This is a genomic window from Synechococcus sp. CS-197 (assembly GCF_025128215.1).
GTDB lineage: Bacteria > Cyanobacteriota > Cyanobacteriia > PCC-6307 > Cyanobiaceae > Synechococcus_C.
Genome location: NZ_JAHLZC010000004.1, coordinates 42,909 through 66,670, shown reverse-complemented (window position 1 = coordinate 66,670; position 23,762 = coordinate 42,909). Strand labels below are relative to the sequence as shown.

The window sequence follows — 23,762 nt, the reverse complement described above, 5'->3', positions numbered from 1 at the left end:
CACTTTATGAGAAGGCAGCCCCGACTGTTCCCAGGTGCAAATGTTTGTTGATCCACTGGCAATCAACGGCGGTTGGAGCGGAGCAAAGACACGATCAACCAGAGCCCGAAAAGCGTGGCGCCGATGAACAATCCCTCACTCACATTGCGCAGCAATTCCTGCTGCGCCAGAGACGCCATCAGGGTTGCGCTGAGCAGCAGTGCGGCGACCAGAATCGCCAGAGACACCCGCTGCGACAGCCGCTCGAGCGTGGCGCGCAGCGACTCGAGCCCCTCAAGCTGCAGGGCAAACACCAGCTCATCACTGCTGAAGCGCCGCAGCAGCTGGCTGAGTTGACGCGGCGCTTCAAGGGAAAAATTGCGCAGATCCAGGCCGAACTGCATCAAGCGTTCCTGGGGCAGCATCACCGAGCGCGCCAACAACTGAGCCACCAGGGGCTGCATTTCTCCGGTGAAACTGAACGCAGGGTTGAGCGAGCAACCCACCCCTTCAAGGTTGGTCACCGACTTCACAAACAGCCCAAGGGTTCCGGGCACGCGCAAACCCGTGCGGTTCGCCAACTGCAGAAGGTCGGCCAGAAACAGCGCGAAATTGAGCTCTTCCAGGGGTTTGGAAAAGCTGCTGGCAATCAACGCATCCAGCTGGCGCTGAAGCTGTTGCCGGTCCACCTTCACCCCGCGGGCCGCTGGAGCAATTTGTTCGAGCAGATCGGTGGCCCTGGCACCGTCCTGATTGATCAGGGCCAGCACCAGATCCAGCAGGTTGCCCCGGGTGCGCGGGTCGAACACGCCAACCATGCCGGCATCGAGCAGCACCACGCTGCCGTCGCTCAACACCTTCAAATTTCCAGGGTGGGGATCGGCATGAAAAAACCCCTCCACGAAGTACTGCTCCACAAAGGCACCCAGCAGGGCCGTGGTGGTGGGGCCAACACCGGGGCCCTGGCTGAGGGAGTGGCGCGCCTGGTCCGTGAGGATGGCGTCGCCGTCGATCCACTCCAGCACCAGCACCCGTTGGCCGGACAGGTTCTGCACCACCTGAGGCAGGCGCAGCTGCCCCTCGGGCACAAACGACGAGGCTTCCAAGCAGCGCTCCAAGCGGAGCGTGTTTTGGGCTTCGATGCGGAAATCCAGCTCTCGCCCCAAGGCGTCCAGCACCTGGTCCGCCAACCCCGTGAAGTCGTATTGACTGCCCAAGGCCGTGGCTGAAGCCAAGGCGGCAATTTTGCGCAGCAAGCGGCCGTCCTCCGCCACCTGGGCCTCGATGCCGGGACGCAGCACCTTCACGGCCACCGGCACCCCATCCCGCAAGGTCGCCCGATACACCTGTCCCACACTTCCCGCGGCGATCGGCGCTTGCTCGAAGCTGTGAAAGGCCTGGGTGACCTCACACTTCAGCTGCTCTTCCAGCTGGGGACGCACCCTTTCCCAGGGCACGGGCGGCACGTTCGCCTGCAGCTCACTGAGAGCCTCGATGTAGGCCTCACCGAGCAGGTCCGGGCGGGTGCTGAGCAACTGACCCAGCTTCACGTACACCGGCCCCAGTTCCGTCAGGATGTTGCACAGCACCGATGGCAGGGGAAGCCTGGTCTCCTCGGCATCACCACGCCGCAGAAGCTGGGAGAGGAACGCCCATTCATGCTTCGAGAGAACCTGAACAATCTCCAGAGCTCGTGCGGAGCCATCGAACACCGAAAGCACGGACACCGTTCAAGCCGAATCACTGCTCACCAAATCATGGAGAGAAGACTGGGATCCGACAGCGTTCGGCAGCAAACTTGGCCCGTCAGGGGTCGGGCCCGGCCTCAGAACTGCTCGAGGAAGCGCAGATCGCTGGTGTAAAGCCGGCGGATGTCGTCGATGCCGTGGCGCACCATGCAGAAACGCTCCACCCCAAGACCAGCGGCAAAACCGCTCCAGCGCTCCGGATCGAGCCCCAGGCCCTCGAGCACCGCCGGATCCACCATGCCGCAGCCCATCACCTCAAGCCAGCGGCCCCGCCATTGCACATCCACCTCAGCGGAAGGCTCCGTAAACGGGAAGTAACTGGCACGGAACCGCACCGGTAGATCGCCGAAAAAGGCCTTGAGAAAGGCCATCACCGTGCCGCGCAGATGGCTGAAATCCAAACCTTCATCGATCGCCAGCACCTCCACCTGGTGGAACACCGGCGAATGGGTGGCATCCACAGCATCGCGGCGGTACACGCGCCCGGGGGCCACGATGCGCACCGGTGGTGGGTTGGTTTCCAGATGCCTGATCTGCACCGGTGAGGTGTGGGTGCGCAGCAGCAGGTTGTCTTTCAGATAGAAGGTGTCCTGCATGTCCCGGGCCGGGTGATCCGGAGGGATGTTGAGGGCGGTGAAATTGTGATGGTCGGTCTCCACTTCGGGGCCCTCCTCCACCTGATAACCAAGACCGCAAAACAGATCAACGATCTCTTCGGTGGTGCTGATCAAGGGGTGGCGATGCCCCATGGGAACACCCAGCGGAGGCGCGGTGACATCGAGGGTTTCCGCGGCGATCCGCGCTTCCATCGCCGCCTGTTTCACAGCCAGAAGGCGCTCTCCCAGGAGCGACTGCACCTGGGTTTTCAACACATTGGCGCGCTGACCCACCAGCGGCCGCTCGTTGCCGGGCAACTTGCCCATGGCGCCGAGCACACCGGAGAGTCGACCTTTCTTGCCGAGCAAACCCACCCGCAATTGCTCAAGGGCCTCGGCATCGGCAGCGGCAGAGATGGCCTCAGCCGCTTCGGCCTCAAGGGCCTCCAGCTGATCGGTGAGCTGCTGCAGGGTGACGGTGGCGCTCACGGCTTTGACAAGACGGCAGCTGACTGTAAGCAGTGAGCACGACTAGGTTCGCCCCATCGACTTTTGATTCCATGGCCCCCTTGCGGATCCTGATCAGCAATGACGACGGGGTATTCGCCGACGGCATCCGTGCTCTGGCGGGTGCTGCGGCAGCAGCAGGGCACCAGGTGACTGTGGTTTGCCCCGATCGCGAGCGCTCCGCCACCGGCCATGGACTCACGCTCCAGACTCCGATTCGAGCCGAGAAAGCCGACAGCCTGTTCGATGCGGGCATCAGCGCCTGGGCCTGCAGTGGCACACCCGCCGACTGCATGAAACTGGCTTTGTTTGAACTGATGGATGAGGCACCGGACCTGGTGCTGAGCGGCATCAATCACGGCCCGAATCTGGGAACCGACGTGTTTTGTTCCGGCACCGTGGCTGCGGCGATGGAAGGAACACTCGAGGGGCTGCCGTCAATGGCCATCAGCAGTGCCTGTTTCCAGTGGCGCGACTTCCAGGGTGCTGCCGCCCTGGCGGTGGAGGTGGCCACAGCCGCACTGCGTGATCAGTGGCCTGAGAATCTGCTGCTCAACCTCAACATCCCCCCCTGCCGCCCAGAGGTGATGGGACCTCTGCGCTGGACGCGCCTGTCGATCCGCCGCTACGACGAGCAATTCAGCCCTCGCAAGGATCCCCGCGGCCGCACCTACTACTGGCTTGCGGGGGAAGTGGTGGAAGACCTGGAATCCGGCGGCGATGGCCCGCGGGACTGGCCCACGGATGTAGCCCAGATTGAAGCCAACAGCCCCTCGCTTACACCGATCCAACCGGAGCTGTTTTGGCGTGGCCCCCTCGGCGGTCTTCCCCGCCTGGAGCTCAACGGTCAGCGGGTCCGGTAGATCCGCTGCAGCAGCCAGAGCGAAAACAGCAATCCAATCAGGTGGGCGAACAGCACCTGCGTGTTGCTGAGAACCGAGAGCATCTCCAGGGAGGTGATCGCCAGGTTTTCAGCAACACCCTGGCCACCGATAGCGATCCCTGGCGTCTGCTGGGACGCCTGCACAAAGAGGGCGCCAGCGAGCGACTGATAGCCAAGCGCCGCCAGCACCAGCCCCAGCAGATCAGCAAGGATCCCGCGTTTGATCAGGCGACTGGCTTCGGCGCGACTCGGGCGCACACCACTGGCAAGGGCACGCCCCAGGCGCACGATCAGCCAGCCTTGCCAGAGGCTGAACAACAACACAAAGAACGACAGGGTGGTCAGGGACAGGCCCGGACTCAGTCCCACCGCACGGTCTGCGTTCCGGGACAGGCTGCCGCCGATGTTGTTGAAGAGCAGCACCCCCACCACCACCACCCCGAGGGCGGTCTGGATCCAGAAGCGAATCCAGGCTGTTCGCTTCAGGCCGAGGGCCAGCAGCTGGAAATCGAGCCGGTCGGCCATGCGGGCTTGGTCGTCTGTCGTCCAAACTTGCCACCAACCACCGCACCGTGCACGGCCCGTTGATCCCTCTCTGCGCACCTCAGCAGGCCCGCACGCCCACTGCGCTCGCCCTGGGCAGTTTCGATGGTCTCCATGCCGGCCACCGGCGTGTGATCGAGGCCATCACGGCAAACCCAGCAGGCGGCCATCCCACCGTGGTCAGTTTCTGGCCCCACCCCCGAGAGGTTCTGCACGGAGAGCCACGCCTGCGCCTCGATCTCCCGGATGAAAAACTGCATCTGCTCGAGCCCCTGGGGGTCGAACAGCTGGTGCTGGTGCCTTTCACCAAGCAACTGGCGCAACTGAGCGCCGCCGATTTCGTGGATCAAGTGCTGCTATCCACGCTGCAGGCCCGGCACATTGCCGTGGGGGCCAACTTCCGTTTCGGCCGGGGCCGTGAAGGGGACACCGACACCCTGGCGCGGCTGGCCTCGGCGGCTGGGGTGACGGTGAGTGTGGTGCCAATCCTGGAGGACGGGGATGGCCGGATGAGCAGCAGCCGCATCCGCGCAGCGCTCAGTGCGGGAGAGTTGCAGCAGGCCGCCACCCTGCTGGGCCGTGCTTACAGCTTCCAGGGAAAGGTGGTGCGCGGACGGGGACTGGGTCGCGGGTTGGGATGGCCAACGGCCAATCTGCAGGTGGATGGCCGCAAGTTCCTGCCCGGGCTAGGGGTGTATGCAGCCTGGGCCTGGGTGGATGGCCAGGGCACGCGGCTGCCGGCGGTGATGAATCTCGGGCCCCAACCCACCATTGATCCCGGCTCCCCCTCAGCTGTGGAGGTGCATCTCCTCGATGTGGAACGGGAGCTCGTGGGTCGCTCGATCCAGGTGGAACCCGTGCGGCGTTTACGCGGCCAACAGCGATTTGCTGGGCTCGAAGAGCTCAGCAACCAGATCGGACGGGATGCCGATGCAGCCCGAGACACCCTCAGGGCTCAGGACGGGTAGGCGTTCGCCAATCCCCACACGATGAACACACCGATTCCTCCGAGCAGGATGATTCCCCACACCAGCACGCTCATGGTGCTGTCCGATCCTCCGTTCTCCATCGCCGCGTCAGCCATGAGATCCTGCCCAGAGTGCCATGGAATCGATGCCTGTCGCCCCCAGCACTGATCCTCGTGTGGCAAGGCTGATCGATGCCAACCTCGATCGGGCCCGCGAAGGGTTGCGCGTGATCGAAGATTGGTGCCGCTTTGGCCTCGATCGCCAAGATCTTGTGGTGCCACTGAAGGACTGGCGGCAACAGCTCGGCCAGCTGCATCACGACCGCTACCGGCAGGCCCGCTCCACCGCCACCGATAGCGCGGCGGGCTTGGGGCATCCGGCTCAAGACACGCGCACCGACAGCGTCGCCATCGTGAAAGCCAACGCCAGCCGCGTGCAGGAGGCCCTGCGGGTGATCGAGGAATTCGCCCGCAACGGTGATGCCGTTCTCGCCCGCACGGCGGCCGCGGTGCGCTACGCGCTCTACGACCATGAGGTGCGCATCCTCGAGGCCTGCGGGCACAGCCGCCGCAAGCAACAGTTGGAGGACGCCAGGCTCTGCCTGATCACGGATCCCGGAGCCGATGACGGCTGTGAGCGGCTGGTGCAACGCGTCGAGGCAGCCCTGCAGTCAGGGGTCAGCCTGGTGCAGTACCGGCGCAAACACGGATCTGATGGCCTACGGCTTCAGGAGGCACAGCAGCTGGCGCAGCTCTGCCACGAGCACAACGCCCTGTTCATCGTGAATGACCGAATCGACCTCGCGCTGCTCGTGAATGCCGACGGTGTGCATCTCGGCCAGGAGGATCTGCCATACCGCGAGGCCCGGCGCCTGCTCGGCAGCGCCAAACTGATCGGACGCAGCACCCACAAGCTGGCGCAACTTCACGAGGCGCAGGAGCAAGGGGCGGATTATGTGGGCGTGGGGCCGGTTTTCGCCACAGCCACCAAAGCCGATCGACACCCCGCCGGACTCAGCTGGGTGAAGGAAGCCTGCGAAGCAGCCCGCATTCCCTGGTTCGCCATTGGCGGGATTACGGCTACAACCCTGCCGCGGGTGCGTGAGGCGGGCGCCCAGCGTGTGGCGGTGGTGAGCGCGATCATGGCGTCCGAGGATCCTGCGTCTGCCAGCCGGCAACTGCTGGATCTGCTCACCTGAACCGTCGATCCGCCATGCAACTCACCGTGAATGGAGAGGCACGGGAGCTCAATGGAGCCCTCACCCATCTCGATCAGGTCATCGACGCCCTCGGACATCACCCCAGGTTGGTGGTGGTGGAATTCAATGGCCTGATCCTGACGCCCGAACGCTGGGGAACCCAACCCGTTCAGGACGGTGACAGCCTGGAGATCGTCACCATTGTTGGAGGTGGTTCCTAGGATCAGCTCAGTTTTTGACGTCGTTTTGGCCCATTCGCCGAACCGCCTTTCCAACCGTGCGCTCCATCGCTTGCTCTCGGGCCTGATGGTGCCAGTGCTGCTGGTGGGTCTTCTGTTGCTGTCTCCCCTTCCCAGTGAAGCGGCCCGTGGTGGCCGGATCGGAGGCGGCAGCTTCCGGGCGCCCAGCATGCCCCGCAGCGGTGGTTACGGCGGTGGCGTAAGGGGCGGCTACAACGGCGGCTACGGCAGGGGCTACGGCGGTGGTTTCGGCTTCCCCTTCATCATCCCGATCTTCGGTTTCGGCGGTGGAGGCCTACTGGGATTCCTCGTGCTGATGGCGATTGTCGGGGTGGTGGTGAATGCGGTCCGCGGAGGGGGTGGACGCCCGGCCCTCGGCGGTGGAATCGGTGGGACCGACGGCCCCCGGGAGATCCCCATGGGTCCGGTGTCGCTGTTGCAACTGCAGATCGGCCTTCTGGCCAGCGCCAAAGATCTGCAAAGCGATCTGCGCGCTCTGGCCTCCTCGGCAGATACCAGCTCCTCCAGCGGCCTGCAGCGGGTGCTCCAAGACACGACGCTGGCCCTTTTGCGTCAGCCGGATCTTTGGGTTTACGCCAATGCCGAATCGGGCAGCGTTCCTTTCAACGCCGCTGAATCCACGTTCAATCGTCTCTCGATGACCGAGCGCAGCAAGCTGCGTGAAGAGCTCACCACCAACGTGGGTGGCGTGCGCTCGAACGTTGACACGATCGCGAGCCGCGGGGATGCCGACGCCACCAATGAATTCATCGTGGTGACGCTCCTGGTGGCGAGCCGCCGCTCCGTGACTCTCAAGAGCGCCGACAACGGCGAGGACCTGCGTGAAACCTTGCGCATCCTGGGATCAACCGCATCGAGCGATCTCATCGCTCTCGAGGTGATCTGGCAACCCGACGGTGCCGGCGACGTGCTCAGCGCCGATGAGCTGGTGACGGCCTACCCCAATCTCCAACACCTCTGATCAGGTTTAAGGAAATCTTCCGCAGAATCGATGTCATGAAACGCGAAAAAAGCGCATGACATCGATAGGTTTAAATCACTACTAAGCAACAGTTCTTTGGCCCCTGCATCCCGTCCAGATCCACGATCAATGCAGTGGCAGACCAACGGAGAACTCGATCGCAACGATCTCGATGAGCTGGTGCGCGCGCTCAGGGTCGTCGAATCCCCCTCCCACAGCAACGAGCTCTGTCGCTTGGGACGCAAGCACGAGCAAGCGTCCTGAAGCGATTCCGGATCTCCAACCGTCCCTCTTGCCCGTTTGGAAGTCAGCCAGCACCGTGCGGTTGCTGCTTGCACAGAATGCCGGCCCGAACGCCTTCCTGGGTGAATTCCACCGTGCTGATGGAAGCGCTTCAGCGCTATCAGCAGAATCGTCTACCCCGTCCTCTGCGCCTTTGGGTGGAAGCCACGCTGGAGATTGATCCCGAAGCCCCCGTGACCAACCTCTTGCCCGATCCATTCACGCACTAATCCTTCGAAACTCTGCCCCGAAGAATGCGCAACGCGGCCATCGCAGCGCCGTAGCCATTGTCGATATTCACCACCGTGAGGCCGGGGGCGCAGCTCGCCAGCATGCCCTCGAGGGCGGCACGCCCACCCGCACTCACGCCGTAGCCCACGGACACCGGCACACCGATCACCGGCTGCGGCACCAACCCGGCGAGCACCGTAGGCAGAGCTCCTTCCATCCCGGCGCAGGCAATCAACACATCCAAGGGCTGCAGCGATGGCAGCACCGCCAGGAGTCGATGCAGGCCAGCAACGCCTACATCGAGCATCACCTCGGTGGCCACTCCATGCACCTGCAAGGCGAGTTCCGCTTCAGCGGCAACGCGTCGATCGCTTGTACCGCCACTGAGAACGCCCACCGTCATCCCCGATGACGGGGTCGGGAGCAATCCATCCGTGAGGCAGCTTGCAGGACGATGCCATTGCACGGCAGGCAAGGCCTCCACAACCGCAGCAGCCTTGACAGGGTTCACCCGAGTGACCAGAGCCAACTCACCCGCAGCCCGCATGCTGCGCAGGATGGCCACGATCTGCTCGGCACTTTTGTGCTCACCCCACACGGCCTCCACCATCCCCAGGCGCTGTCGGCGCTGAAGGTCGAGCCGGGCCTCATCCACCGTCATGGCGGCAGCAGTTCGCCTTCATACACAAGGGGAAAAGGATTCCCCTGGCTCTGCCCCAGGGCCTGGCGGGCAATCTGTTCGAACCGCTCCTGCACAGCCATCACGTCCTCCTGAGGGATCCCCTTCCAGGCGTCCCGGCTGCTCCAGCGGATCAGCAGCGTGCCCTCTTCTGTGCGCGGATCCCACAGCAGATCCCGACCGAGAAATCCCTTTTGCTGGGCAAGCCAGGGCTCCCAGCTCCCCCGTTCAGCCTCCATCCAGGCATCCCGCGCCTGATCAGGCACCTGAATGCGCAGGTGTTCCACCACGGCGACGTCGTCGTCTCCCCTTTCCGCTGCCATGGCGGTATCGCGCAGTTCGTCGTGCCCCGCCAACGCGATCACCAAAGCCATCAAGGGTCCGATCACCCTAAACAGAGCGCGGCGCAGCCTGCTCTTCGCGGTTGTGATCATTGGCTCAACAGGGCAACCGCATGACAAGAAATACCCTCTTCACGTCCTTCGGGACCCAGGCGTTCATTGGTAGTGGCCTTCACACCCACCTGCTCAGGCGCAATCCCCATCGCCTCAGCAATGGCGGTGCGCATGGCCTCGATGTGCGGTTTGAGTTTGGGGCGTTCAGCAATCACCACTGAATCCACATTCACCACCTGCCAGCCGCGCTGCTGAATCAGCGCCACAACCTGGCGCAACAGCTCCAGGCTGTCCGCCCCCTTCCACTGGGGATCCGTGGGCGGAAAGTACAAACCGATGTCCCCCAGGGACAACGCCCCGAGCAGAGCATCCATGATCGCGTGCACCAGCACATCGGCATCGCTGTGGCCATCAAGCCCCACACCATCGGGGTGCTCAAGGCGCTGACCACCGAGAATCAAGGGCCTACCGGCCACCAGCCGATGGATGTCGTAGCCGTTACCGATGCGAAGCGTCATTCAGGCCCTGTGCTCTGAGTCATTGTCCGCGCCGAAGCGCTGCTGCCAGCGTTGCATCAGATCCGGTCGGCGCGCCGCCGTTCGCTGCTCCCGCTGCTCCTGACGCCAGCGGGCAATGGCGCCATGATCGCCGCTGCGCAACACCTCAGGCACCCCCATCCCGCGAAACTCAGCTGGACGGGTGTAGTGCGGGTGCTCCAGCAGTCCATCACTATGGCTTTCCTCCACGAGGGATTCAGCACTGCCAACCGTCCCCGGCAGCAGACGCACCACACCATTAATGATCGTCATCGCCGGTAACTCTCCACCGGTGAGCACGAAGTCGCCCAGGGACACCTCCTCATCAGCAAGGGTTCGGATGCGCTCATCAAACCCCTCGTAATGGCCGCAGAGCAGCACGAGCTGATCGTGGTCAGTGGCCCAACGCTGCAGATCCGCTTGCTGCAACGGATGTCCCTGGGGCGTCATCAGCAGCACCCGGCGACGCCCGCAAACAGGAATCGCGTCGAAGGCCGCAAACACCGGTTCAGGCTTGAGCACCATGCCCGCGCCACCGCCGTAGGGCTCATCATCAACCTTGCGGTAGCGATCGCTGGCGTGATCGCGCGGATTGTGGAGAACCAGCTCCGCGCGACCAGCGTGAAAAGCGCGCCCGATCACCCCCAACTCACCCATGGGCGCAAAGGCCTGCGGGGCCAGGGTCACCACATCGAGCCGGTACGGAGCCATCGCTGATCAGGGCTGCGGCGGAGACACGCGCCGAATCTCCGAGCAGAAACGGGCTTGCACGGGGGTTCCCTCCGCCGCCGTGGCTGTGGTGCTGCGCAGCCGCAGGTTGGGCTTGATGAACCAGATGCGCTCGAGCAAGCGGGTGTCGCCTTCCATCACCTCCAATTCCACACTGGCATCAGGCCGAAACTGCCAGTGCCCCAGGCGTTCTGAAGCCTGCGAGCGTAAGGTCAGCGCACCATCAGCGCCAAACAGCAGCTCGCTGGATGCCCCATCAGCCGCTTCCACAGTGAGCGCCCAGGTTGAACCCTGGCGCGCCGCGTTCACGGTGACCTCACCGCGGTCGCTGGTGTGCCATTGGTCCTCGGCAGCCTCCAGATCGAACCGGCTGCGCAGGCTCATCCAGCGACCCGCACACATCTGCAGAAAGGCCTCCAGATCGGCCGGGGGGAAAGCGGTTTCATCCATGGATCCATCCTCGCAGGGCAGGGGTCAACGCCCCTCTTCGGCGTACCCCAGCTCAGCAAGCCTCTGGGGCTTGCTGCGCCAGTCGGGGACGACCTTCACGAACAACTCCAGATACACCGGACCATCAATCAGGGTCTGCATCTGCAAGCGCGCCCCCTGGCCGATGGCCTTGAGCATGGCGCCACCCTTGCCGATCAGGATGCCCTTCTGACTCTTGCGCTCCACCAGCACGGTGGCCAGCACCGCAGTTCGGCCCCCTCCTTTGCCTTTCGACGGCATCTCCTCCACCCTGTCGATGCTGACCGCCACACTGTGCGGCACCTCCTCCCGGGTGAGCAGCAGCACCTGCTCACGAATCAGTTCGGCCATCAACAGCCGTTCCGGCTGGTCACTGACCATCTCCGGTGGATAGAGCTGGGGCCCTTCGGGCATCAAGGCACTGACGGCTTGCACGAGCTCAGGGCAACCTTCACCCGTGAGCGCGCAGCAATGATGAATGGGCCAGCCCGACTCCGCCAGTAAATCGCGGTAAGCCGCATCGGCTTCCGGTCGCTGTGCCGTGGGGACCTGATCCCATTTGTTGAGCACGACCTGCACCGGCAGCCGTTGCTGACGCAGGAGATTGACGATGAAGGCATCCCCGCGGCCCGGGGGCTCGCAGCCCTCCAACAACAGAAGCACCTGATCCACCTCCCCGATCGCCGAGCGAGCGCTCTGCACCAGGCGTTCTCCCAGTAGGTGGTGGGGCTTGTGGATCCCAGGTGTGTCCACCAGGATCAATTGAGCTTCGTCGGTGGTGAGGATTGCGCGCAAGCGGTTGCGCGTGGTCTGGGCCACAGGAGAGGTGATCGCCACCTTGTCGCCCACCAGCTGATTCACCAGCGTGGACTTACCGACATTGGGACGTCCGATCAGGGCCACAAAGCCGGAGCGGTGACCCGCCGCTGATGGAGTGACTTGCATCAACCCAGTCTGCGCGGTCGCGGCCCTGGCCGATTCAGAGAAATAGCCTGATGGGGCGGGCACGACTTGGCCATGACAGACCGAACCCCCAGCTTCCAGGAGGCAATGGAGATCGCCGCCACCTGGTTGAAACAGTGGGATGACGAGGAGATCAGCGATGAGGTGATGGCGGATCGCGCGGCCGAACTGGTCGCCAGCCGCGACGGTGCCAGGGGCTTCTTTGTGGTGAGCCTCGCCGGCGAGAGCAGCTTGATGGACCGACTGCCGGACCCTCTCGTGATCAAGTTGCGTGAAGCGGGCGATGGGGTGGTGGATCTCACCGCACGCAATCTGGCCATGAGCGCGGCGATGGTGGTGCACCACCGCAACAACGGCGATGAGGCCCAAGCCCTGGGATCCGAGCGGGTGAATCAGCGCTGCACCGAACTGCTCCGTCAGCTCGACAGCCACCGGGTGAAGGAGCGACTGGAAACCTTGCTCGATGCAGCCAGCCACAGCCGTGGCGACGACCTCAGCTTCCTCGAGCGCTGGGGGTACGACGACGATCAGAAAGCGGCGATCGGCGACGCCGTTCAGGCCGTCGCAGAATCATGACAACCACCAAACCGTCCACACCAGATCTGGTGTGAGTCAGCAACAAAAAAGCCCAAAGCGTGAAGCTTTGGGCCGGGTGATGGGGAAACCTGACCATAGCCAGAGATCTGACCAAAATCCAGCACCACATCTGGTGGCTGCGAACATGAAGGAACGTGATGCAGCACTATTAGAGCAATCTGAAGGTGAGACGCATCCTGTGATCGGCCCCTTATCGTGATGGCTCAACGGCCGGGTGATGGGGATCAGTCGGCTCAGTTCCCGGGAGTTGTCCCGGGTTTTTTATGGCCAATCGCCGGGACACTCCGGCCAACGTTTGCCAAAAAAAAGCCCCGGCACAGGGCCGGGGCTCAACACTCTGAAGCTCGCGTTCAGCACCTTGGCGTCAGTCGCGGCGACCACCCCCCTGGAGGGCGATCACCAAGCGAAGAATGAAGATGAACAGGTTGATGTAGGTGAGATACATCCCCAGAGCACCGGACAGGTACTGATCATCCCGGTACGTGCGAGGCATGGTGTAGAAGTCCACAAAGGCCATGCCCACGAAGATCACCGTGCCCAGGCCTGCAATCGCCAGGTTGGTGGCGGCGTAGATGCCGGGAATGAAGAAGCCGGCCACGAAAATGCCGACCATGGCGATGATCAGCCCCATCAAACCGAGGCCCACCACAGCCGTGAGCGCCTGACCGACGCTGTCGCTCATGCGCCGGCCCACCACAGAGGCGACCACAAAGGTGAGGCCAGTGGCCAGTGCTGCAATGCCGATGGAGGCCACACCCGCCACTGCGATCGCTTGCACAACGAGGCCCGTGAGCGTGAAGCCCGTGAGAAGGCTGAACGCTGCCATCAAGGGCAAGGCTGTGCCGTTGTTCGCTTTGCTGGCCGCGTTCTGGGCCACAAAAAACAGAATGAACCAGGGAATGATCGCGACAAGCGACAGCCCGTTGAAGGCTTGAAAGCCGATAGAGGCCATGGTGGCCATACCGCCCACAACGCCCGCTGCCGTCAGAGCCATGCCGCCTCCCACATAGGGGAGGGCTTTGTTCACCACGTTGGGCCCAACGAGGGCGCTGGATTGCGCCTCGCGAATGGCGTTTTGGAAATTGCTGCTGGCTGGCATACCGCCCCAGATCACTGAAAATATCTTGCCAGCGACAACAGAGTTGTGGGCTTTATCTCGGTGCGGATCTCCCCATCGAACGGCGCGCAGGGGCCCCATCCCGGCGGGGATGGGTTTTGTCGCGACGGGCATAGGCCTCCACCACTCGCTGAACCAGGGGATGGCGCACCACATCGGCGGCGGTGAGGCGGCAAACAGCCACCCCCTCCACGCCATCGAGCACCTCGGAGGCTTCCACCAAACCACTCAGCTGACCTGGCGGCAGATCCACCTGGGTGATGTCACCGGTCACCACCATGCGCGAGCGCTCCCCCAACCGGGTCAGCACCATGCGCATCTGCGCCGGCGTTGTGTTCTGAGCCTCATCGAGAATCACGAACGACTCCGCCAGCGTGCGACCGCGCATGTAAGCGAGCGGGGCCACTTCAATCACGCCTTTCTCAAGCATGGCGGCCGTTTTTTCAGGGCCCAGCAGCATGTGCAAGGCGTCGTACAAAGGCCTTAGATAGGGATCCACCTTCTGCTGAAGGTCTCCGGGCAGAAAACCCAAGCGCTCCCCTGCTTCCACCGCGGGTCGGGTGAGCACCAAGCGCTCCACTTTGCGCTCGGTAAGCATGCGCACGGCCAAAACCGTGGCCAGAAACGTCTTTCCTGTGCCTGCTGGTCCAAGAGCAAACGTGAGATCGTTGCGCTCCATCGCTTCCACGTAGGTCTTCTGACGCAACGTGCGTGGACGCAAAAGAGCCCCCCGTTGATTTTTGGCCAGCACTTGCTGGCCCATGGCGTCGTGCTCGCGATCCCGTCCTGTGTCCAGAGCCTGCAAAGCCGATTGCAGATCCACCTGGGAAATCGACTCACCCTCCTGCCAAAATTTGCGCAGCAGTTCCACCGTTGCCGCCGTGCGCTCCAACTGGCTTGGACGGCCTTGGATCACAAGCTGCAATCCACGGATCACCAGAGAGGCACCGGTCAGAGCCTCCAGTTGACGGAGGGTCTGACCGGCAGGGCCTCCCGTGAGAGCAAGGACGGCTTCTGTATGGGGAAGGTCAAAGACGAAGCAACCGTCTGAGGCAGCCTCGGACATGCTGCTGATCAGGCTTCAGCAGGTGCTTCTTCTGCACCCGCGTCAGCGGATTCGGCCTCAGCAGCAGCCTTGGCCTCGGCTTCCGCTGCAGCTTTGGCTTCGGCAGCCTCTTTGGCCGCCTGCTTGGCATCCGCTTCGCGCTTCGCCGCCTGCTTGAGCTTGCCGACGATCTCAGCGGGGCGAACGGTTTTCTCGATCAAGCCACCCTTTTCAAGCAGGGTGCGAACCGCATCGGTGGGCTGAGCACCCTGGCTCAAACGCTGACGCAGCGCTTCGGCATCCAGACGGGTCTCCTTGGTGCGGGGGTTGTAGAACCCGAGCTCCTGCAGGGGACGTCCGTCGCGGCGGGAAGTGCTGTTGCACGCCACGAGGCGGAAGCTCGCTTCCCGCTTCTTACCGAACCGCTTCAGGCGGAGCTTGATCATCGTGGCGCTTGCTGAGGTGGAAACATCGGCGCAGGTGAAACGTGCGCCAAACAACCAACTTACCTTGCCGGGGGATCAGAGCTGCCCGAAGCCTTTCTTCTTCTTGGCCGGACGCTGCCGGCGAGGGGTCCCGCCGCCGCGCCCAGCCCGTCCCGCCGGCATGCCGGGCATCCCGGGCATGCCACCTCCCATCCCTGGGAATCCGCCCATTCCAGGCATACCGCCACCCATTCCAGGGAAGCCACCCATGCCGGGCATGCCTCCGCCTTGGGTCATCTGCTGCATGAAGCCACGCATCTTCTGGAAATCCGCCAGCACCTTGTCCACATCCGCAGGCTGGTGACCACTTCCCCGGGCAATCCGGCGTCGCCGGGAGGGCTGACCCGCCAGCAGGTCGGGATTCTCCCGCTCCTGCTGCGTCATGGAGCCGATCATCGCTTCGATCTTCTTCAGCTGCTGCTCGCCCTGCTTGAGCATGCCGTCGTCGATCTTGTTCATCCCCGGGATCATCTTCATCAAGCCCCCCAGCGAACCCATGCGCTTGATCAGACGCATTTGCTGCACGAAATCGGAAAAGTCGAACGTGGCTTCCTGCAGCTTCTTCTGCATCTTTTCGACATCAGCCAGCTCCACCTCCTTCTGAGCCTTCTCCACCAGCGTCAGCACATCACCCATGCCGAGGATGCGGCTGGCCATCCGCTCCGGGTGGAAGGGCTGCAGAGCCTCCACCTTCTCGCCGGTTCCGATGAACTTGATCGGCTGGCCGCTCACCTTGCGGATCGACAGCGCCGCTCCACCGCGGGAGTCGCCATCCAGCTTGGTGAGCACGGCACCGGTGATCCCCACCTGTTCGTGGAAAGCACGGGTGAGCTCGGCCGCTTCCTGGCCGATCATCGAATCCACCACCAGCAGCACTTCATCCGGCTGCACGGCGGTGCGGATCCGCACCATCTCCTCCATCATCTCGCTGTCGATCTGGAGGCGACCCGCGGTATCGACCAGCAGGGTGTCGAAGCCCTCCTCCTTCGCCTTGGCCAAACCGGCAGCCGCAATGGCTTCGGGTTTGGCATCAGCGCCAAGGCTGAACACCTCCACGCCGATCTGCCCACCCAGGGTCTTGAGCTGCTCGATGGCCGCCGGGCGGTACACGTCGGCGCCCACCATCAGAGCGCGGCGCCCCTGGTCCTTGAGGTGCAGGCCGAGCTTGGCCGTGGCGGTGGTTTTACCAGCGCCCTGCAAACCGGCCATCAACACAACGGTGGGCGCCGTCTCGGCCTGGGCCAGCGGGGCGTTCCCCCCACCCATCACCTCAACCAGCTGCTCGTGCACAACCTGGATGAACTTCTGATCCGGGCTAACGCCTCGCACCACATCAGAGCCAACGGCCTTCTCGCGCACATCGGCCACAAACGCCTTCACCACAGGAAGGCTCACGTCCGCTTCCAGGAGGGCGCGGCGCACATCCTTGAGCGCTCCCTCCACGTTGGTGTCGGAGATCTTGTCCTGACCTCTCAGCCCCTTGACCGCATCTTCAAAGCGGGCTGACAGCTCATCGAACATCGTTGACGCGGCGGTTGCAGACCACTGATCGTAAAAGTGGCCGGGCTCGGCGGTGATTTCTAGGGTTGCAGCAGAGCGTGATGCCATGCGACTCGCCTCTTTGGCTCCAGGCCTGGTGGCCCTGCGGGGCTATCGCCCCTCTCAAGATCTGTTCCGCGACGTGTTCGCAGGCCTGTCGGTGGCCGCTGTGGCGCTTCCCGTGTCGATCGCCTATGCCGAACTGGCCGGGCTCCCTCCGGTGACCGGTCTCTACGCCAGCATTCTCCCCTTGTTGGCCTATGCCCTGTTCGGCACATCCAGGCAGCTGATGGTCAATCCTGACGCCGCCACCTGCGCCATGCTCGCGGCAGCGGTGACCCCTCTGGCAGGTGGAGATCCGGGGCTCTATGCCGCCATGGTGATGGTGCTCACCCTGTTCACCGGCCTGTTCTGCATCCTGGCCAGCCTGTTCCGCCTCGGCGTGCTGGCCGACTTCCTTTCCCGCCCGATCCTGATCGGATTTCTCAACGGCATCTCCTTCAGCATTGTGCTGGGCCAGATCGGCAAGCTGCTGGGCTTCTCGGTGCACAGCGGTGGAATCATTCCCAGGCTGCTGGAGATCATCCAGAAACTGCCGCAGACCCATACACCCACGCTCTTGCTGGGCCTGTTCAGCTTTGCCGTTCTGCTGCTGAGCCAGCGTCTGCTCCCGCGCATCCCCGCAGCCCTGCTGGTGCTGGTGCTGGGCGCGCTCGCCGTCTGGTTGCTCGATCTCACCAGCATCAACGTGGCGGTGCTCGCCCCGGTGCAAGCAGGCCTGCCGCCGCTGAAGCTGCCCTCCGCCCCTCTGAGTGCGCTGCCGTCTCTGGCTGGATCCTCGGCTGGCGTGGCCCTCGTGTTGTTCACCAGCGGCACGATCACCTGCCGAAGCTTCGCCTCCCGCGGCGGCTACCGCATCGATGTTGACCGGGAACTGGTGGCCTATGGGGTAGCCAACATGGCCTCAGCCCTATCCGGCGGTTTCGCCGTGACCGGTGCCGATTCACGCACGGCCATGGCGGTGACCAGTGGAGGGCGAAGCCAGGTCACCGGTCTGGTGGCGGCAGCAGCGTTGGCCTCAATCCTGCTTTGGTTCACCGCGCCGATGCAATTTGTACCGCTGGCGGCCCTCGGGGCGGTGCTGATGTTGGCGGCTTACTCCCTGTTTGATCTGGCCAGCCTGAAGCGTCTCTGGACGCTCGATCGCAAGGAATTTGCTCTGTCGTTGATCACATCCCTGGGGGTGGTGACCCTGGGGGCGATCAACGGAATTCTGATCGCCGTGGCGCTGGCGGTGATCCGATTTGTGAAACACACGGCCCGCCCCCGCGTGGAGCTGCTCGGACGGGTGAAAGGGCTTCAGGGATTCCATTCCCTGCAGACCCATCCCGATGGCAAAGCAGTTCCTGGCCTGATGCTGTTCCGCTTCAACGCTCCCCTGGTGTTCTTCAATGCCGACCACTTCCTGGAGCAATCCCGCCGAGCCGTTGCCGAAGCGACTCCAAAACCGCAGTGGTTCGTGGTCGATGCCATCCCGATGGATCGCATCGATATCAGTGGCGTGAACGCCCTGCAACAACTCAACCAATTCCTGGAATCCGAAGGCATCCGCCTGGTGCTCGCCGGACGCCGCAGCGAGTTCATTCAGGGGTTGAAAGCCATGGGCATGGACAGCCCGACCCTTGAGCAAAAGCTGTTTCCCACGTTGCATCAAGCCGTCAGAGCCTTCCGGATGACGCCTGGTCAACCTGGGATGTAAGCCTGCAGGCGCCAGCCATCGGCATCCCGGCCCAGGATGTAGGTCACGCGAATCATCGATGGTTCCGTCGTCGCCACGACGCGACCCGCTGGGGTGGCGGTTTGGTCGCGGTAGTCGACCTCAGCCAGCAATTCGATCCGCTGCGGCGTTTCGCTCACGAGCTGCACCGACGTGATCGAAGCCTCAATCGTTTTCTTCAGACCGACGGCCTGATCGGCCGCCCGCTCCTGGCGCACCTGGCTGATCAATCCGGGCCTGGCGATCGACTGCAACCGCGACTGGGCCGTTCCGTCACCTTGCAGGACGACAGCTTTGCCATCCAACCAGCTTTGCAGCAGGCGCTGCAGTTGCGCTGCCGTTGGCTGCTCCGCCGTCAGGGGAGCCACCACCGCTGGCACGGCGGAGCCAGATGCTTTGGGCTCCGGCTTGAGCGTGGCGGTGGGAGACGCAGCATTGTCTTGCGGCGACGAGGGTGCCTTGGCTGGAGCCGTCGCCTCACCACTGGCAGAGCCTGAACCGGCGGCACCGGAATCGGCGTCCCGGCGCAGGCCGATCAAACTGCCGGCCGCGACCACTGCCACCAGCGCAGCGAACACACCCGAGCCAATCAGCAGCGAACGGCTGGGACGCGGAATTTCAGGAACAGAGAGTGAGGGCCAAGCTGGCCAGCGCAGCTGGGGCATGCGCAACCCGGCGAACGGAGGCGCCGCAACACCCTCGTCCTCGTCCTCAGGGGAGGCGCTGCTGTCGTCAACCACCGCTGGCGCTGGCATGGTCATCGGCAGGGTGCCATCGGGATCGAGGCCGAATGGCGGAAACGCGTCCGCTTGGGGCTGTGGGACCGATGCCTGCCTCGCCTGCTTGCGTTCCAGGCTCTCCACGTAAGCCTGCACGTCGCGATCAGCGAACCAGGTCTCGAGATCAACAGCATCCGCATCCACATCCCGATAACCCGGCAGCACATCTCGCCCGAGCCAGGTGCGGCAGTACTCGCAGAGTGACGCCAGACCATCACCTGGATGATCGTCCATCCAGGCTTTCAGTGCCGGGTCTGCACTTGTGGAAAAGCGACGTTCGGCACGGTCGACATCCCCGAGAAGCAGATCAAGGCAACCCAGCAGGGGCTGGGTGTCGAAGCCCTCAAGCACCAAGCCCTCGAGCTTGGTACGGGCATCCTGAACCCGTTCGGGCTTGCGCTGGGAGAAACCCGCCGCCGCGAGCGCCATCACCCCGAGAAAGGACGCATCGATCGAGCCGGCTTGCTGCAGTTGGCCGAAAAGATCCACTTGCTCCTGAACCGTCAGAAAGCGGCGGATCTGCTGAAAAAACAGCTCGAAGGCACCCTGATCCATGGCGCCGGGCACCGCGGCGGGCTCTTGAGCAGCCGCTGCCGTTCCCTCAAGGCCCCCACGCTCAAGGATGAAGGTTTCCAGCATCGCCAGGCCCTCGCGCCGAGCGGATTGCTCGGCGAGATCGCGGCTGAGCAGATCCAGGATGCGATAGGGCCTGAGCTGAAGGAGTTCGCTCTCCAGCAGTTGGCGCTGATCCGGCAACTTGCCCATGCGCTGAAGCAGCTGAATGCCCTCCTGCAGCAATGTCGCTGCCGATTCGTAGCGACGCTGGTCTCGGTCCTGGCCGGCGGCATCCCTGCAGGCAAGCGCCGCCAGCAAGGACAGATCCGACTCACGGCCACTGCCCAGAGCCGGTGCCTGCGGGGGCTGCAGCGCCTGGCGGGCCATTTGAAAGGTTTCGTGGGGGGCATGGGCCTCCCAGAGCAAGATCAATCCGGCCACTTCCCGGTTGAAGGCAAGCTCCAAGCCAGCCGTTTCGCCGGGGCGGTCGCGTCCCAGTTCCAACAGCGTCGCCTCATACTCCCGTCGGCGGAGGGGATCGCTGAGAAGATCGGCTGAGAGGCGCAGAAGCTCAGCACGTTGGCTGAGCGCATCATGGGTGAAGCCCTGGTCTGGAGCGCGATCCAGACGCAGCTGAAGGGTCCTGAGAACCATTTCGGCTTCGGCGGTGGGACTGACGCCCAGCAGCCGGAAATGGTCGATGGGCAGGTCCACCAGCAAATTCACCATTGGCTGCAGACTGTAGACAGTGTCTGGGGTTTTGCCCATTGATTCACCATCGCCCCTTAAAGTCGGTGGTCGATCACGCAGTGCCATGAGCCAGGACATCGCAGTGGGCACCGAATCACGCACGTCATCCCAGGGCGGTCTCGTCGGGGCCCATGCCGAGCGTTTATCCAGCCTGGTCACCGCCCAGAGAGCCACGGTGGATCGCGCGACCGGTTTGGAGCTCTACCGGGACATGACGCTCGGACGACGCTTCGAGGACAAGTGCGCGGAGATGTACTACCGCGGCAAGATGTTCGGTTTCGTGCACCTCTACAACGGCCAGGAGGCTGTGAGTACGGGGGTCATCGGCGCCATGAAGCGCCAGCACGACTGGTTCTGCAGCACCTACCGCGACCACGTGCATGCCCTGAGTGCCGGCGTCCCGGCCCGTGAGGTCATGAGTGAGCTGTTCGGGAAGGAAACAGGTTGCAGCAAGGGTCGCGGTGGCTCGATGCACCTCTTCTCCAAGGAACACCATCTCCTTGGAGGTTTCGCCTTCATCGGCGAAGGGATTCCCGTTGCGCTGGGGGCAGCCTTCACCAGCCGCTACAAGCGCGATGCCCTTGGTGATTCCAGCAGCAATGCCGTCACGGCGGCGTTCTTCGGCGATGGCACGTGCAACAACGGCCAGTTCTTCGAGTGCCTGAACATGGCGCAACTCTGGAAGCTGCCCATCCTGTTCGTGGTGGAAAACAACAAGTGGGCCATCGGCATGGCTCACGATCGCGCCACGAGCGATCCTGAAATCTGGCGCAAGGCCGGCGCCTTCGGCATGGCGGGTGAAGAGGTGGATGGCATGGACGTGCTAGCTGTCCGCGCCGCAGCCCAGAGAGCCGTGGAACGCGCCCGAGCTGGAGAAGGCCCGACCGTTCTGGAATGCCTCACCTACCGCTTCAGAGGCCACTCCCTCGCCGACCCGGACGAGTTGAGAGCCGAGGAAGAAAAGCAGTTCTGGGCGAAACGCGACCCTCTGAAAGCCCTGGAGCGGGATCTCCTGGCCGCCAATCTGGTGAGCGCGGATGAGCTCCGGGCGATCGAGAAAGAGATCGACGCCGAGGTTCAAGACTGCGTTGATTTCGCCCTGAACGCTCCTGAGCCCGATGGCTCCGAACTCACCCGTTACATCTGGGCTGACGACTGAATCACAACCCGTGCAGCCGCGCCTGATCCGCCGCAGCGCGGAACACCAAGGCGTGTCGTTTCACCAGTGGAATCATGGCGTCGTAGCCGCCGCCGATCACGGTGGCTACGGGAACCCCGCGGCGGAGGCAGGCATCAAGAACCAGATGATCCCTCTGCAGAAGCCCTAGATCCGTGAGGGCGAGACGGCCGAGCCGATCATCCCGATGGGGATCAACGCCTGCGTTGTACAAGACCAATTGAGGACGCAGGCGATCCAAAACGTCGGGAAGATGGTCGCCGACGGTCTGCAGGTAGGCCCTGTCCTCCAGACCGTCGCTGAGAGGCAGGTCGAGATCGCTGACCTGCTTGCGGGACGGGAAGTTTGATGCGGCATGGGCGGACAAGGTGAACACGCGCGCATCGCCGCTGAAGATCAGGGCGGTGGCATCCCCCTGGTGCACATCCAGATCAACCACAAGCACCCGCTGAAGGCCTTCCTGCTCGATCAGCACGCGCGCGCAGACCGCGAGATCGTTGAAGATGCAAAATCCACTGCCGAAATTGGGAAAGGCATGGTGGGTGCCACCCGCAAGGTGACAGGCCAAGCCATGGCGCAGAGCAAGCCTGGCCGTGAGCACAGTGCCACCCACAGCGAGCCAGGTGCGTTGCACCAGGGGCGTCGTGGCAGGCAAGCCAATGCGGCGCTGCGCCTGCCGGTCGAGGCGGTCGCGCGCAAAGGCTTCGTGGTAACTCCTCTGATGCACCAGCTCGAGCCAGCGTCGCGGCACAGGTAGGGGGCGATGCATCTGCCCGGCGTGCGCCAGTCCACACTCGAAGAGGCAGCGCTCAAGCTCCCGAAACTTCGCCATCGGAAAGCGATGGCTGCTGGGAAGGGGTGCGCTGTAGGCCTCGTGATAGACGAGCGGTGGCTTCAACGGATCGGTTCGATCCGTGAAGTCTGCAAGACGGAACTCAGAACGTGGGTGCCACCCGACGGGTGAGATTGCGAAGCTTGCGCAAGGCCTTGAGCTCCACCTGACGGACGCGCTCGCGGGACACGTCGAGGAGCCGGCCGATTTCGGCCAGGGTGTGGCGTTCGTTGCCGTTCAGGCCGAAACGCAGGGTGAGCACATGCTGCTCCTGATCACTGAGGTGGCTCATCCAGCGACCGAGCTGCTCGTGATGCATCCGCTGCTCCACCCGGTCGAGAGGCTCCTCGAGGGAGGAATCAGCGATCAGATCGCCAAGAAAACTGCGCCCTTCCTCTCCGTTCACCGGTGCATCCAGGCTGCTGGTGGTCAGTGCCTGTCTGAGCAGGGAGTCAAGCTCCTCCACTGGCATATCCATCGCCTCGGCGATTTCAAGGCGGCTGGGCATGGCTCCCAGCTTGTGCGCGAGATCCAAACTCACCTTGCGGATGGTGGTGAGACGTTCGCTGAGGTGAACGGGCAAACGGATCGTGCGCGACTGACAGGCAATCGCCCGGGTCATGCTCTGGCGGATCCACCAGAACGCATAAGTGGAAAATTTATAACCACGGGTGGGGTCAAATTTCTCAACGGCACGTTCAAGACCGAGAGAACCTTCTTGTATCAAATCGAGAAGCTCTAGACCCTTGCCCTGATATTTCTTCGCGACGCTGACAACCAAACGCAGGTTGGCTTTCATCATGCGTTGTTTGGCACGCTGACCCACCCGAATCAAACGGCGCTGCTTGCCATCAAACTGATCACTGTCCGCTGCAATCGACCCATCTTCAGTGAGCTGCATCAGCTGCTGCACTTGGTTTCCAAGCTCGATTTCCTCGGCAGGCGTCAGCAAAGGAATTCTTCCAATCGTTGCGAGATACCAACTGATTGGATCACTGCTTCGTCGTCTCTGGGTTTCAGAAACCCCGGCTGCGGCTGAGGGCATGGGGATGAACTAATGGCGTGATGCGACTGTCCTATGAAATCCCCCTGACCGGATGTGTTTTCAGCAACCCTTCAGATTCGTACGTTGAAAACGACACAAACCAATGAAGTTCGCTTCATCCCGTGTGGAAACCTCAAG

General features: G+C 63.2%; 27 protein-coding genes. 10 read left to right on the top strand and 17 right to left on the bottom strand.

What is annotated here, in order from left to right; translation table 11 throughout:
* Positions 1-62 precede the first annotated feature (62 nt).
* Together KQ296_RS00470 and pheS are read right to left on the bottom strand one after the other, a co-directional pair.
* A complete protein-coding gene (locus KQ296_RS00470; protein ID WP_011933609.1) occupies positions 63-1,706 on the bottom strand; it encodes an AarF/ABC1/UbiB kinase family protein in 1,644 nt (547 codons plus the stop codon).
* Between the two features lie 98 nt (positions 1,707-1,804).
* Entirely contained in the window at positions 1,805-2,812 is a 1,008-nt protein-coding gene (gene pheS, locus KQ296_RS00465) for a phenylalanine--tRNA ligase subunit alpha (RefSeq protein ID WP_011933610.1), read from the bottom strand.
* Positions 2,813-2,883: 71 nt separating this feature from the next.
* On the opposite strand from pheS, the gene surE reads away from it, so the two are divergent.
* Positions 2,884-3,693: a 5'/3'-nucleotidase SurE gene (surE, locus tag KQ296_RS00460; RefSeq protein WP_011933611.1), complete on the top strand. Its 810-nt coding sequence runs from the start codon at positions 2,884-2,886 to the stop codon at positions 3,691-3,693.
* Here surE and KQ296_RS00455 read toward each other — a convergent pair.
* Complete coding sequence (locus KQ296_RS00455; RefSeq protein WP_011933612.1) at positions 3,678-4,238, bottom strand: DUF3611 family protein; 561 nt, start codon at positions 4,236-4,238, stop codon at positions 3,678-3,680. The two genes, surE and KQ296_RS00455, sit on opposite strands and share 16 nt — an antisense overlap.
* A gap of 59 nt (positions 4,239-4,297) precedes the next feature.
* Between KQ296_RS00455 and KQ296_RS00450 the strand changes: the two genes are divergently transcribed.
* Positions 4,298-5,224, top strand: coding sequence for a bifunctional riboflavin kinase/FAD synthetase (locus tag KQ296_RS00450; protein ID WP_011933613.1), 927 nt, complete (start codon positions 4,298-4,300; stop codon positions 5,222-5,224).
* Here the strand turns inward: KQ296_RS00450 and KQ296_RS00445 are convergent.
* Positions 5,212-5,340, bottom strand: a complete 129-nt coding sequence (locus KQ296_RS00445) for a hypothetical protein (protein WP_259726286.1) — start codon at positions 5,338-5,340, stop codon at positions 5,212-5,214. The genes KQ296_RS00450 and KQ296_RS00445 overlap by 13 nt on opposite strands.
* 20 nt (positions 5,341-5,360) lie before the next feature.
* Between KQ296_RS00445 and KQ296_RS00440 the strand changes: the two genes are divergently transcribed.
* The 5 genes from KQ296_RS00440 to KQ296_RS00420 all read left to right on the top strand — a co-directional run bounded on the left by KQ296_RS00440 (position 5,361) and on the right by KQ296_RS00420 (position 8,155).
* Positions 5,361-6,422 (top strand): thiamine phosphate synthase, encoded by a 1,062-nt coding sequence (locus tag KQ296_RS00440; protein WP_011933614.1) that lies wholly within the window; start codon positions 5,361-5,363, stop codon positions 6,420-6,422.
* A 14-nt stretch (positions 6,423-6,436) separates the two neighbouring features.
* Positions 6,437-6,643 carry a sulfur carrier protein ThiS gene (thiS, locus tag KQ296_RS00435; protein ID WP_011933615.1) on the top strand — a complete coding sequence of 69 codons (207 nt, stop codon included), beginning with the start codon at positions 6,437-6,439 and terminating at the stop codon, positions 6,641-6,643.
* Between the two features lie 25 nt (positions 6,644-6,668).
* Positions 6,669-7,643 (top strand): DUF1517 domain-containing protein, encoded by a 975-nt coding sequence (locus KQ296_RS00430; protein ID WP_011933616.1) that lies wholly within the window; start codon positions 6,669-6,671, stop codon positions 7,641-7,643.
* A 129-nt stretch (positions 7,644-7,772) separates the two neighbouring features.
* Positions 7,773-7,907 carry a hypothetical protein gene (locus tag KQ296_RS00425; protein ID WP_259726279.1) on the top strand — a complete coding sequence of 45 codons (135 nt, stop codon included), beginning with the start codon at positions 7,773-7,775 and terminating at the stop codon, positions 7,905-7,907.
* 101 nt (positions 7,908-8,008) lie between these two features.
* Entirely contained in the window at positions 8,009-8,155 is a 147-nt protein-coding gene (locus KQ296_RS00420; protein ID WP_186473498.1) for a hypothetical protein, read from the top strand.
* Here KQ296_RS00420 and larB read toward each other — a convergent pair.
* Genes larB through era form a run of 6 tightly spaced genes read right to left on the bottom strand, consistent with a single transcriptional unit; the run spans position 8,152 to position 11,908 of the window.
* Positions 8,152-8,817 carry a nickel pincer cofactor biosynthesis protein LarB gene (larB, locus tag KQ296_RS00415; protein WP_011933619.1) on the bottom strand — a complete coding sequence of 222 codons (666 nt, stop codon included), beginning with the start codon at positions 8,815-8,817 and terminating at the stop codon, positions 8,152-8,154. The genes KQ296_RS00420 and larB overlap by 4 nt on opposite strands.
* Positions 8,814-9,269, bottom strand: a complete 456-nt coding sequence (locus KQ296_RS00410; RefSeq protein ID WP_011933620.1) for a TIGR03792 family protein — start codon at positions 9,267-9,269, stop codon at positions 8,814-8,816. The genes larB and KQ296_RS00410 overlap by 4 nt, the downstream gene beginning before the upstream one ends.
* Entirely contained in the window at positions 9,266-9,748 is a 483-nt protein-coding gene (gene ispF / locus KQ296_RS00405; RefSeq protein ID WP_011933621.1) for a 2-C-methyl-D-erythritol 2,4-cyclodiphosphate synthase, read from the bottom strand. Before ispF ends, KQ296_RS00410 begins: the two co-directional genes overlap by 4 nt.
* Positions 9,749-10,477, bottom strand: coding sequence for a tRNA (guanosine(37)-N1)-methyltransferase TrmD (gene trmD / locus KQ296_RS00400; RefSeq protein WP_011933622.1), 729 nt, complete (start codon positions 10,475-10,477; stop codon positions 9,749-9,751).
* A gap of 6 nt (positions 10,478-10,483) precedes the next feature.
* A complete protein-coding gene (locus tag KQ296_RS00395; protein ID WP_011933623.1) occupies positions 10,484-10,945 on the bottom strand; it encodes a phycobiliprotein lyase in 462 nt (153 codons plus the stop codon).
* 24 nt (positions 10,946-10,969) lie between these two features.
* On the bottom strand, positions 10,970-11,908 hold the full coding sequence (gene era / locus KQ296_RS00390) for a GTPase Era (RefSeq protein ID WP_011933624.1): 939 nt from the start codon (positions 11,906-11,908) through the stop codon (positions 10,970-10,972).
* A gap of 72 nt (positions 11,909-11,980) precedes the next feature.
* On the opposite strand from era, the gene KQ296_RS00385 reads away from it, so the two are divergent.
* Positions 11,981-12,502 carry a hypothetical protein gene (locus KQ296_RS00385; RefSeq protein ID WP_011933625.1) on the top strand — a complete coding sequence of 174 codons (522 nt, stop codon included), beginning with the start codon at positions 11,981-11,983 and terminating at the stop codon, positions 12,500-12,502.
* Positions 12,503-12,887: 385 nt separating this feature from the next.
* Here the strand turns inward: KQ296_RS00385 and KQ296_RS00380 are convergent, their stop codons facing one another.
* The 4 genes from KQ296_RS00380 to ffh all read right to left on the bottom strand — a co-directional run bounded on the left by KQ296_RS00380 (position 12,888) and on the right by ffh (position 16,691).
* Entirely contained in the window at positions 12,888-13,622 is a 735-nt protein-coding gene (locus KQ296_RS00380; RefSeq protein ID WP_011933626.1) for a Bax inhibitor-1 family protein, read from the bottom strand.
* A gap of 52 nt (positions 13,623-13,674) precedes the next feature.
* Positions 13,675-14,706, bottom strand: a complete 1,032-nt coding sequence (locus KQ296_RS00375) for a PhoH family protein (RefSeq protein WP_011933627.1) — start codon at positions 14,704-14,706, stop codon at positions 13,675-13,677.
* A gap of 8 nt (positions 14,707-14,714) precedes the next feature.
* Positions 14,715-15,131 carry a 30S ribosomal protein S16 gene (gene rpsP / locus KQ296_RS00370; RefSeq protein WP_011933628.1) on the bottom strand — a complete coding sequence of 139 codons (417 nt, stop codon included), beginning with the start codon at positions 15,129-15,131 and terminating at the stop codon, positions 14,715-14,717.
* A gap of 75 nt (positions 15,132-15,206) precedes the next feature.
* Positions 15,207-16,691, bottom strand: coding sequence for a signal recognition particle protein (gene ffh / locus KQ296_RS00365; protein ID WP_041428626.1), 1,485 nt, complete (start codon positions 16,689-16,691; stop codon positions 15,207-15,209).
* An 85-nt stretch (positions 16,692-16,776) separates the two neighbouring features.
* On the opposite strand from ffh, the gene KQ296_RS00360 reads away from it, so the two are divergent.
* Positions 16,777-18,468: a SulP family inorganic anion transporter gene (locus KQ296_RS00360; RefSeq protein WP_011933630.1), complete on the top strand. Its 1,692-nt coding sequence runs from the start codon at positions 16,777-16,779 to the stop codon at positions 18,466-18,468.
* Here KQ296_RS00360 and KQ296_RS00355 read toward each other — a convergent pair.
* Positions 18,453-20,549: an ARC6/PARC6 family protein gene (locus KQ296_RS00355; RefSeq protein WP_259726278.1), complete on the bottom strand. Its 2,097-nt coding sequence runs from the start codon at positions 20,547-20,549 to the stop codon at positions 18,453-18,455. The genes KQ296_RS00360 and KQ296_RS00355 overlap by 16 nt on opposite strands.
* 85 nt (positions 20,550-20,634) lie before the next feature.
* On the opposite strand from KQ296_RS00355, the gene pdhA reads away from it, so the two are divergent.
* The gene (gene pdhA, locus KQ296_RS00350) at positions 20,635-21,729 is read left to right on the top strand and encodes a pyruvate dehydrogenase (acetyl-transferring) E1 component subunit alpha (RefSeq protein WP_011933632.1); all 1,095 of its coding nucleotides are present in this window, start codon (positions 20,635-20,637) and stop codon (positions 21,727-21,729) included.
* Position 21,730: 1 nt separating this feature from the next.
* On the opposite strand, the gene KQ296_RS00345 is transcribed toward pdhA, so the two are convergent.
* Together KQ296_RS00345 and KQ296_RS00340 are read right to left on the bottom strand one after the other, a co-directional pair.
* Positions 21,731-22,645: a histone deacetylase gene (locus tag KQ296_RS00345; protein WP_011933633.1), complete on the bottom strand. Its 915-nt coding sequence runs from the start codon at positions 22,643-22,645 to the stop codon at positions 21,731-21,733.
* 37 nt (positions 22,646-22,682) lie between these two features.
* Positions 22,683-23,624, bottom strand: coding sequence for an RpoD/SigA family RNA polymerase sigma factor (locus KQ296_RS00340; protein ID WP_011933634.1), 942 nt, complete (start codon positions 23,622-23,624; stop codon positions 22,683-22,685).
* Positions 23,625-23,762: the final 138 nt, after the last annotated feature.

Coding starts and splice junctions, on each gene's coding strand:
- KQ296_RS00395 (WP_011933623.1), bottom strand. CDS start 10,945: ATGGATGAAACCGCTTTCCCCCCGGCCGATCTGGAGGCCTTTCTGCAG.
- thiS (WP_011933615.1), top strand. CDS start 6,437: ATGCAACTCACCGTGAATGGAGAGGCACGGGAGCTCAATGGAGCCCTC.
- KQ296_RS00360 (WP_011933630.1), top strand. CDS start 16,777: ATGCGACTCGCCTCTTTGGCTCCAGGCCTGGTGGCCCTGCGGGGCTAT.
- KQ296_RS00425 (WP_259726279.1), top strand. CDS start 7,773: ATGCAGTGGCAGACCAACGGAGAACTCGATCGCAACGATCTCGATGAG.
- trmD (WP_011933622.1), bottom strand. CDS start 10,477: ATGGCTCCGTACCGGCTCGATGTGGTGACCCTGGCCCCGCAGGCCTTT.
- KQ296_RS00445 (WP_259726286.1), bottom strand. CDS start 5,340: ATGGCTGACGCGGCGATGGAGAACGGAGGATCGGACAGCACCATGAGC.
- era (WP_011933624.1), bottom strand. CDS start 11,908: ATGCAAGTCACTCCATCAGCGGCGGGTCACCGCTCCGGCTTTGTGGCC.
- KQ296_RS00340 (WP_011933634.1), bottom strand. CDS start 23,624: ATGCCCTCAGCCGCAGCCGGGGTTTCTGAAACCCAGAGACGACGAAGC.
- KQ296_RS00440 (WP_011933614.1), top strand. CDS start 5,361: ATGGAATCGATGCCTGTCGCCCCCAGCACTGATCCTCGTGTGGCAAGG.
- pdhA (WP_011933632.1), top strand. CDS start 20,635: ATGAGCCAGGACATCGCAGTGGGCACCGAATCACGCACGTCATCCCAG.
- rpsP (WP_011933628.1), bottom strand. CDS start 15,131: ATGATCAAGCTCCGCCTGAAGCGGTTCGGTAAGAAGCGGGAAGCGAGC.
- ffh (WP_041428626.1), bottom strand. CDS start 16,691: ATGTTCGATGAGCTGTCAGCCCGCTTTGAAGATGCGGTCAAGGGGCTG.
- KQ296_RS00355 (WP_259726278.1), bottom strand. CDS start 20,549: ATGGTGAATTTGCTGGTGGACCTGCCCATCGACCATTTCCGGCTGCTG.
- KQ296_RS00380 (WP_011933626.1), bottom strand. CDS start 13,622: ATGCCAGCCAGCAGCAATTTCCAAAACGCCATTCGCGAGGCGCAATCC.
- larB (WP_011933619.1), bottom strand. CDS start 8,817: ATGACGGTGGATGAGGCCCGGCTCGACCTTCAGCGCCGACAGCGCCTG.
- KQ296_RS00455 (WP_011933612.1), bottom strand. CDS start 4,238: ATGGCCGACCGGCTCGATTTCCAGCTGCTGGCCCTCGGCCTGAAGCGA.
- ispF (WP_011933621.1), bottom strand. CDS start 9,748: ATGACGCTTCGCATCGGTAACGGCTACGACATCCATCGGCTGGTGGCC.
- surE (WP_011933611.1), top strand. CDS start 2,884: ATGGCCCCCTTGCGGATCCTGATCAGCAATGACGACGGGGTATTCGCC.
- KQ296_RS00375 (WP_011933627.1), bottom strand. CDS start 14,706: ATGTCCGAGGCTGCCTCAGACGGTTGCTTCGTCTTTGACCTTCCCCAT.
- KQ296_RS00385 (WP_011933625.1), top strand. CDS start 11,981: ATGACAGACCGAACCCCCAGCTTCCAGGAGGCAATGGAGATCGCCGCC.
- KQ296_RS00410 (WP_011933620.1), bottom strand. CDS start 9,269: ATGATCACAACCGCGAAGAGCAGGCTGCGCCGCGCTCTGTTTAGGGTG.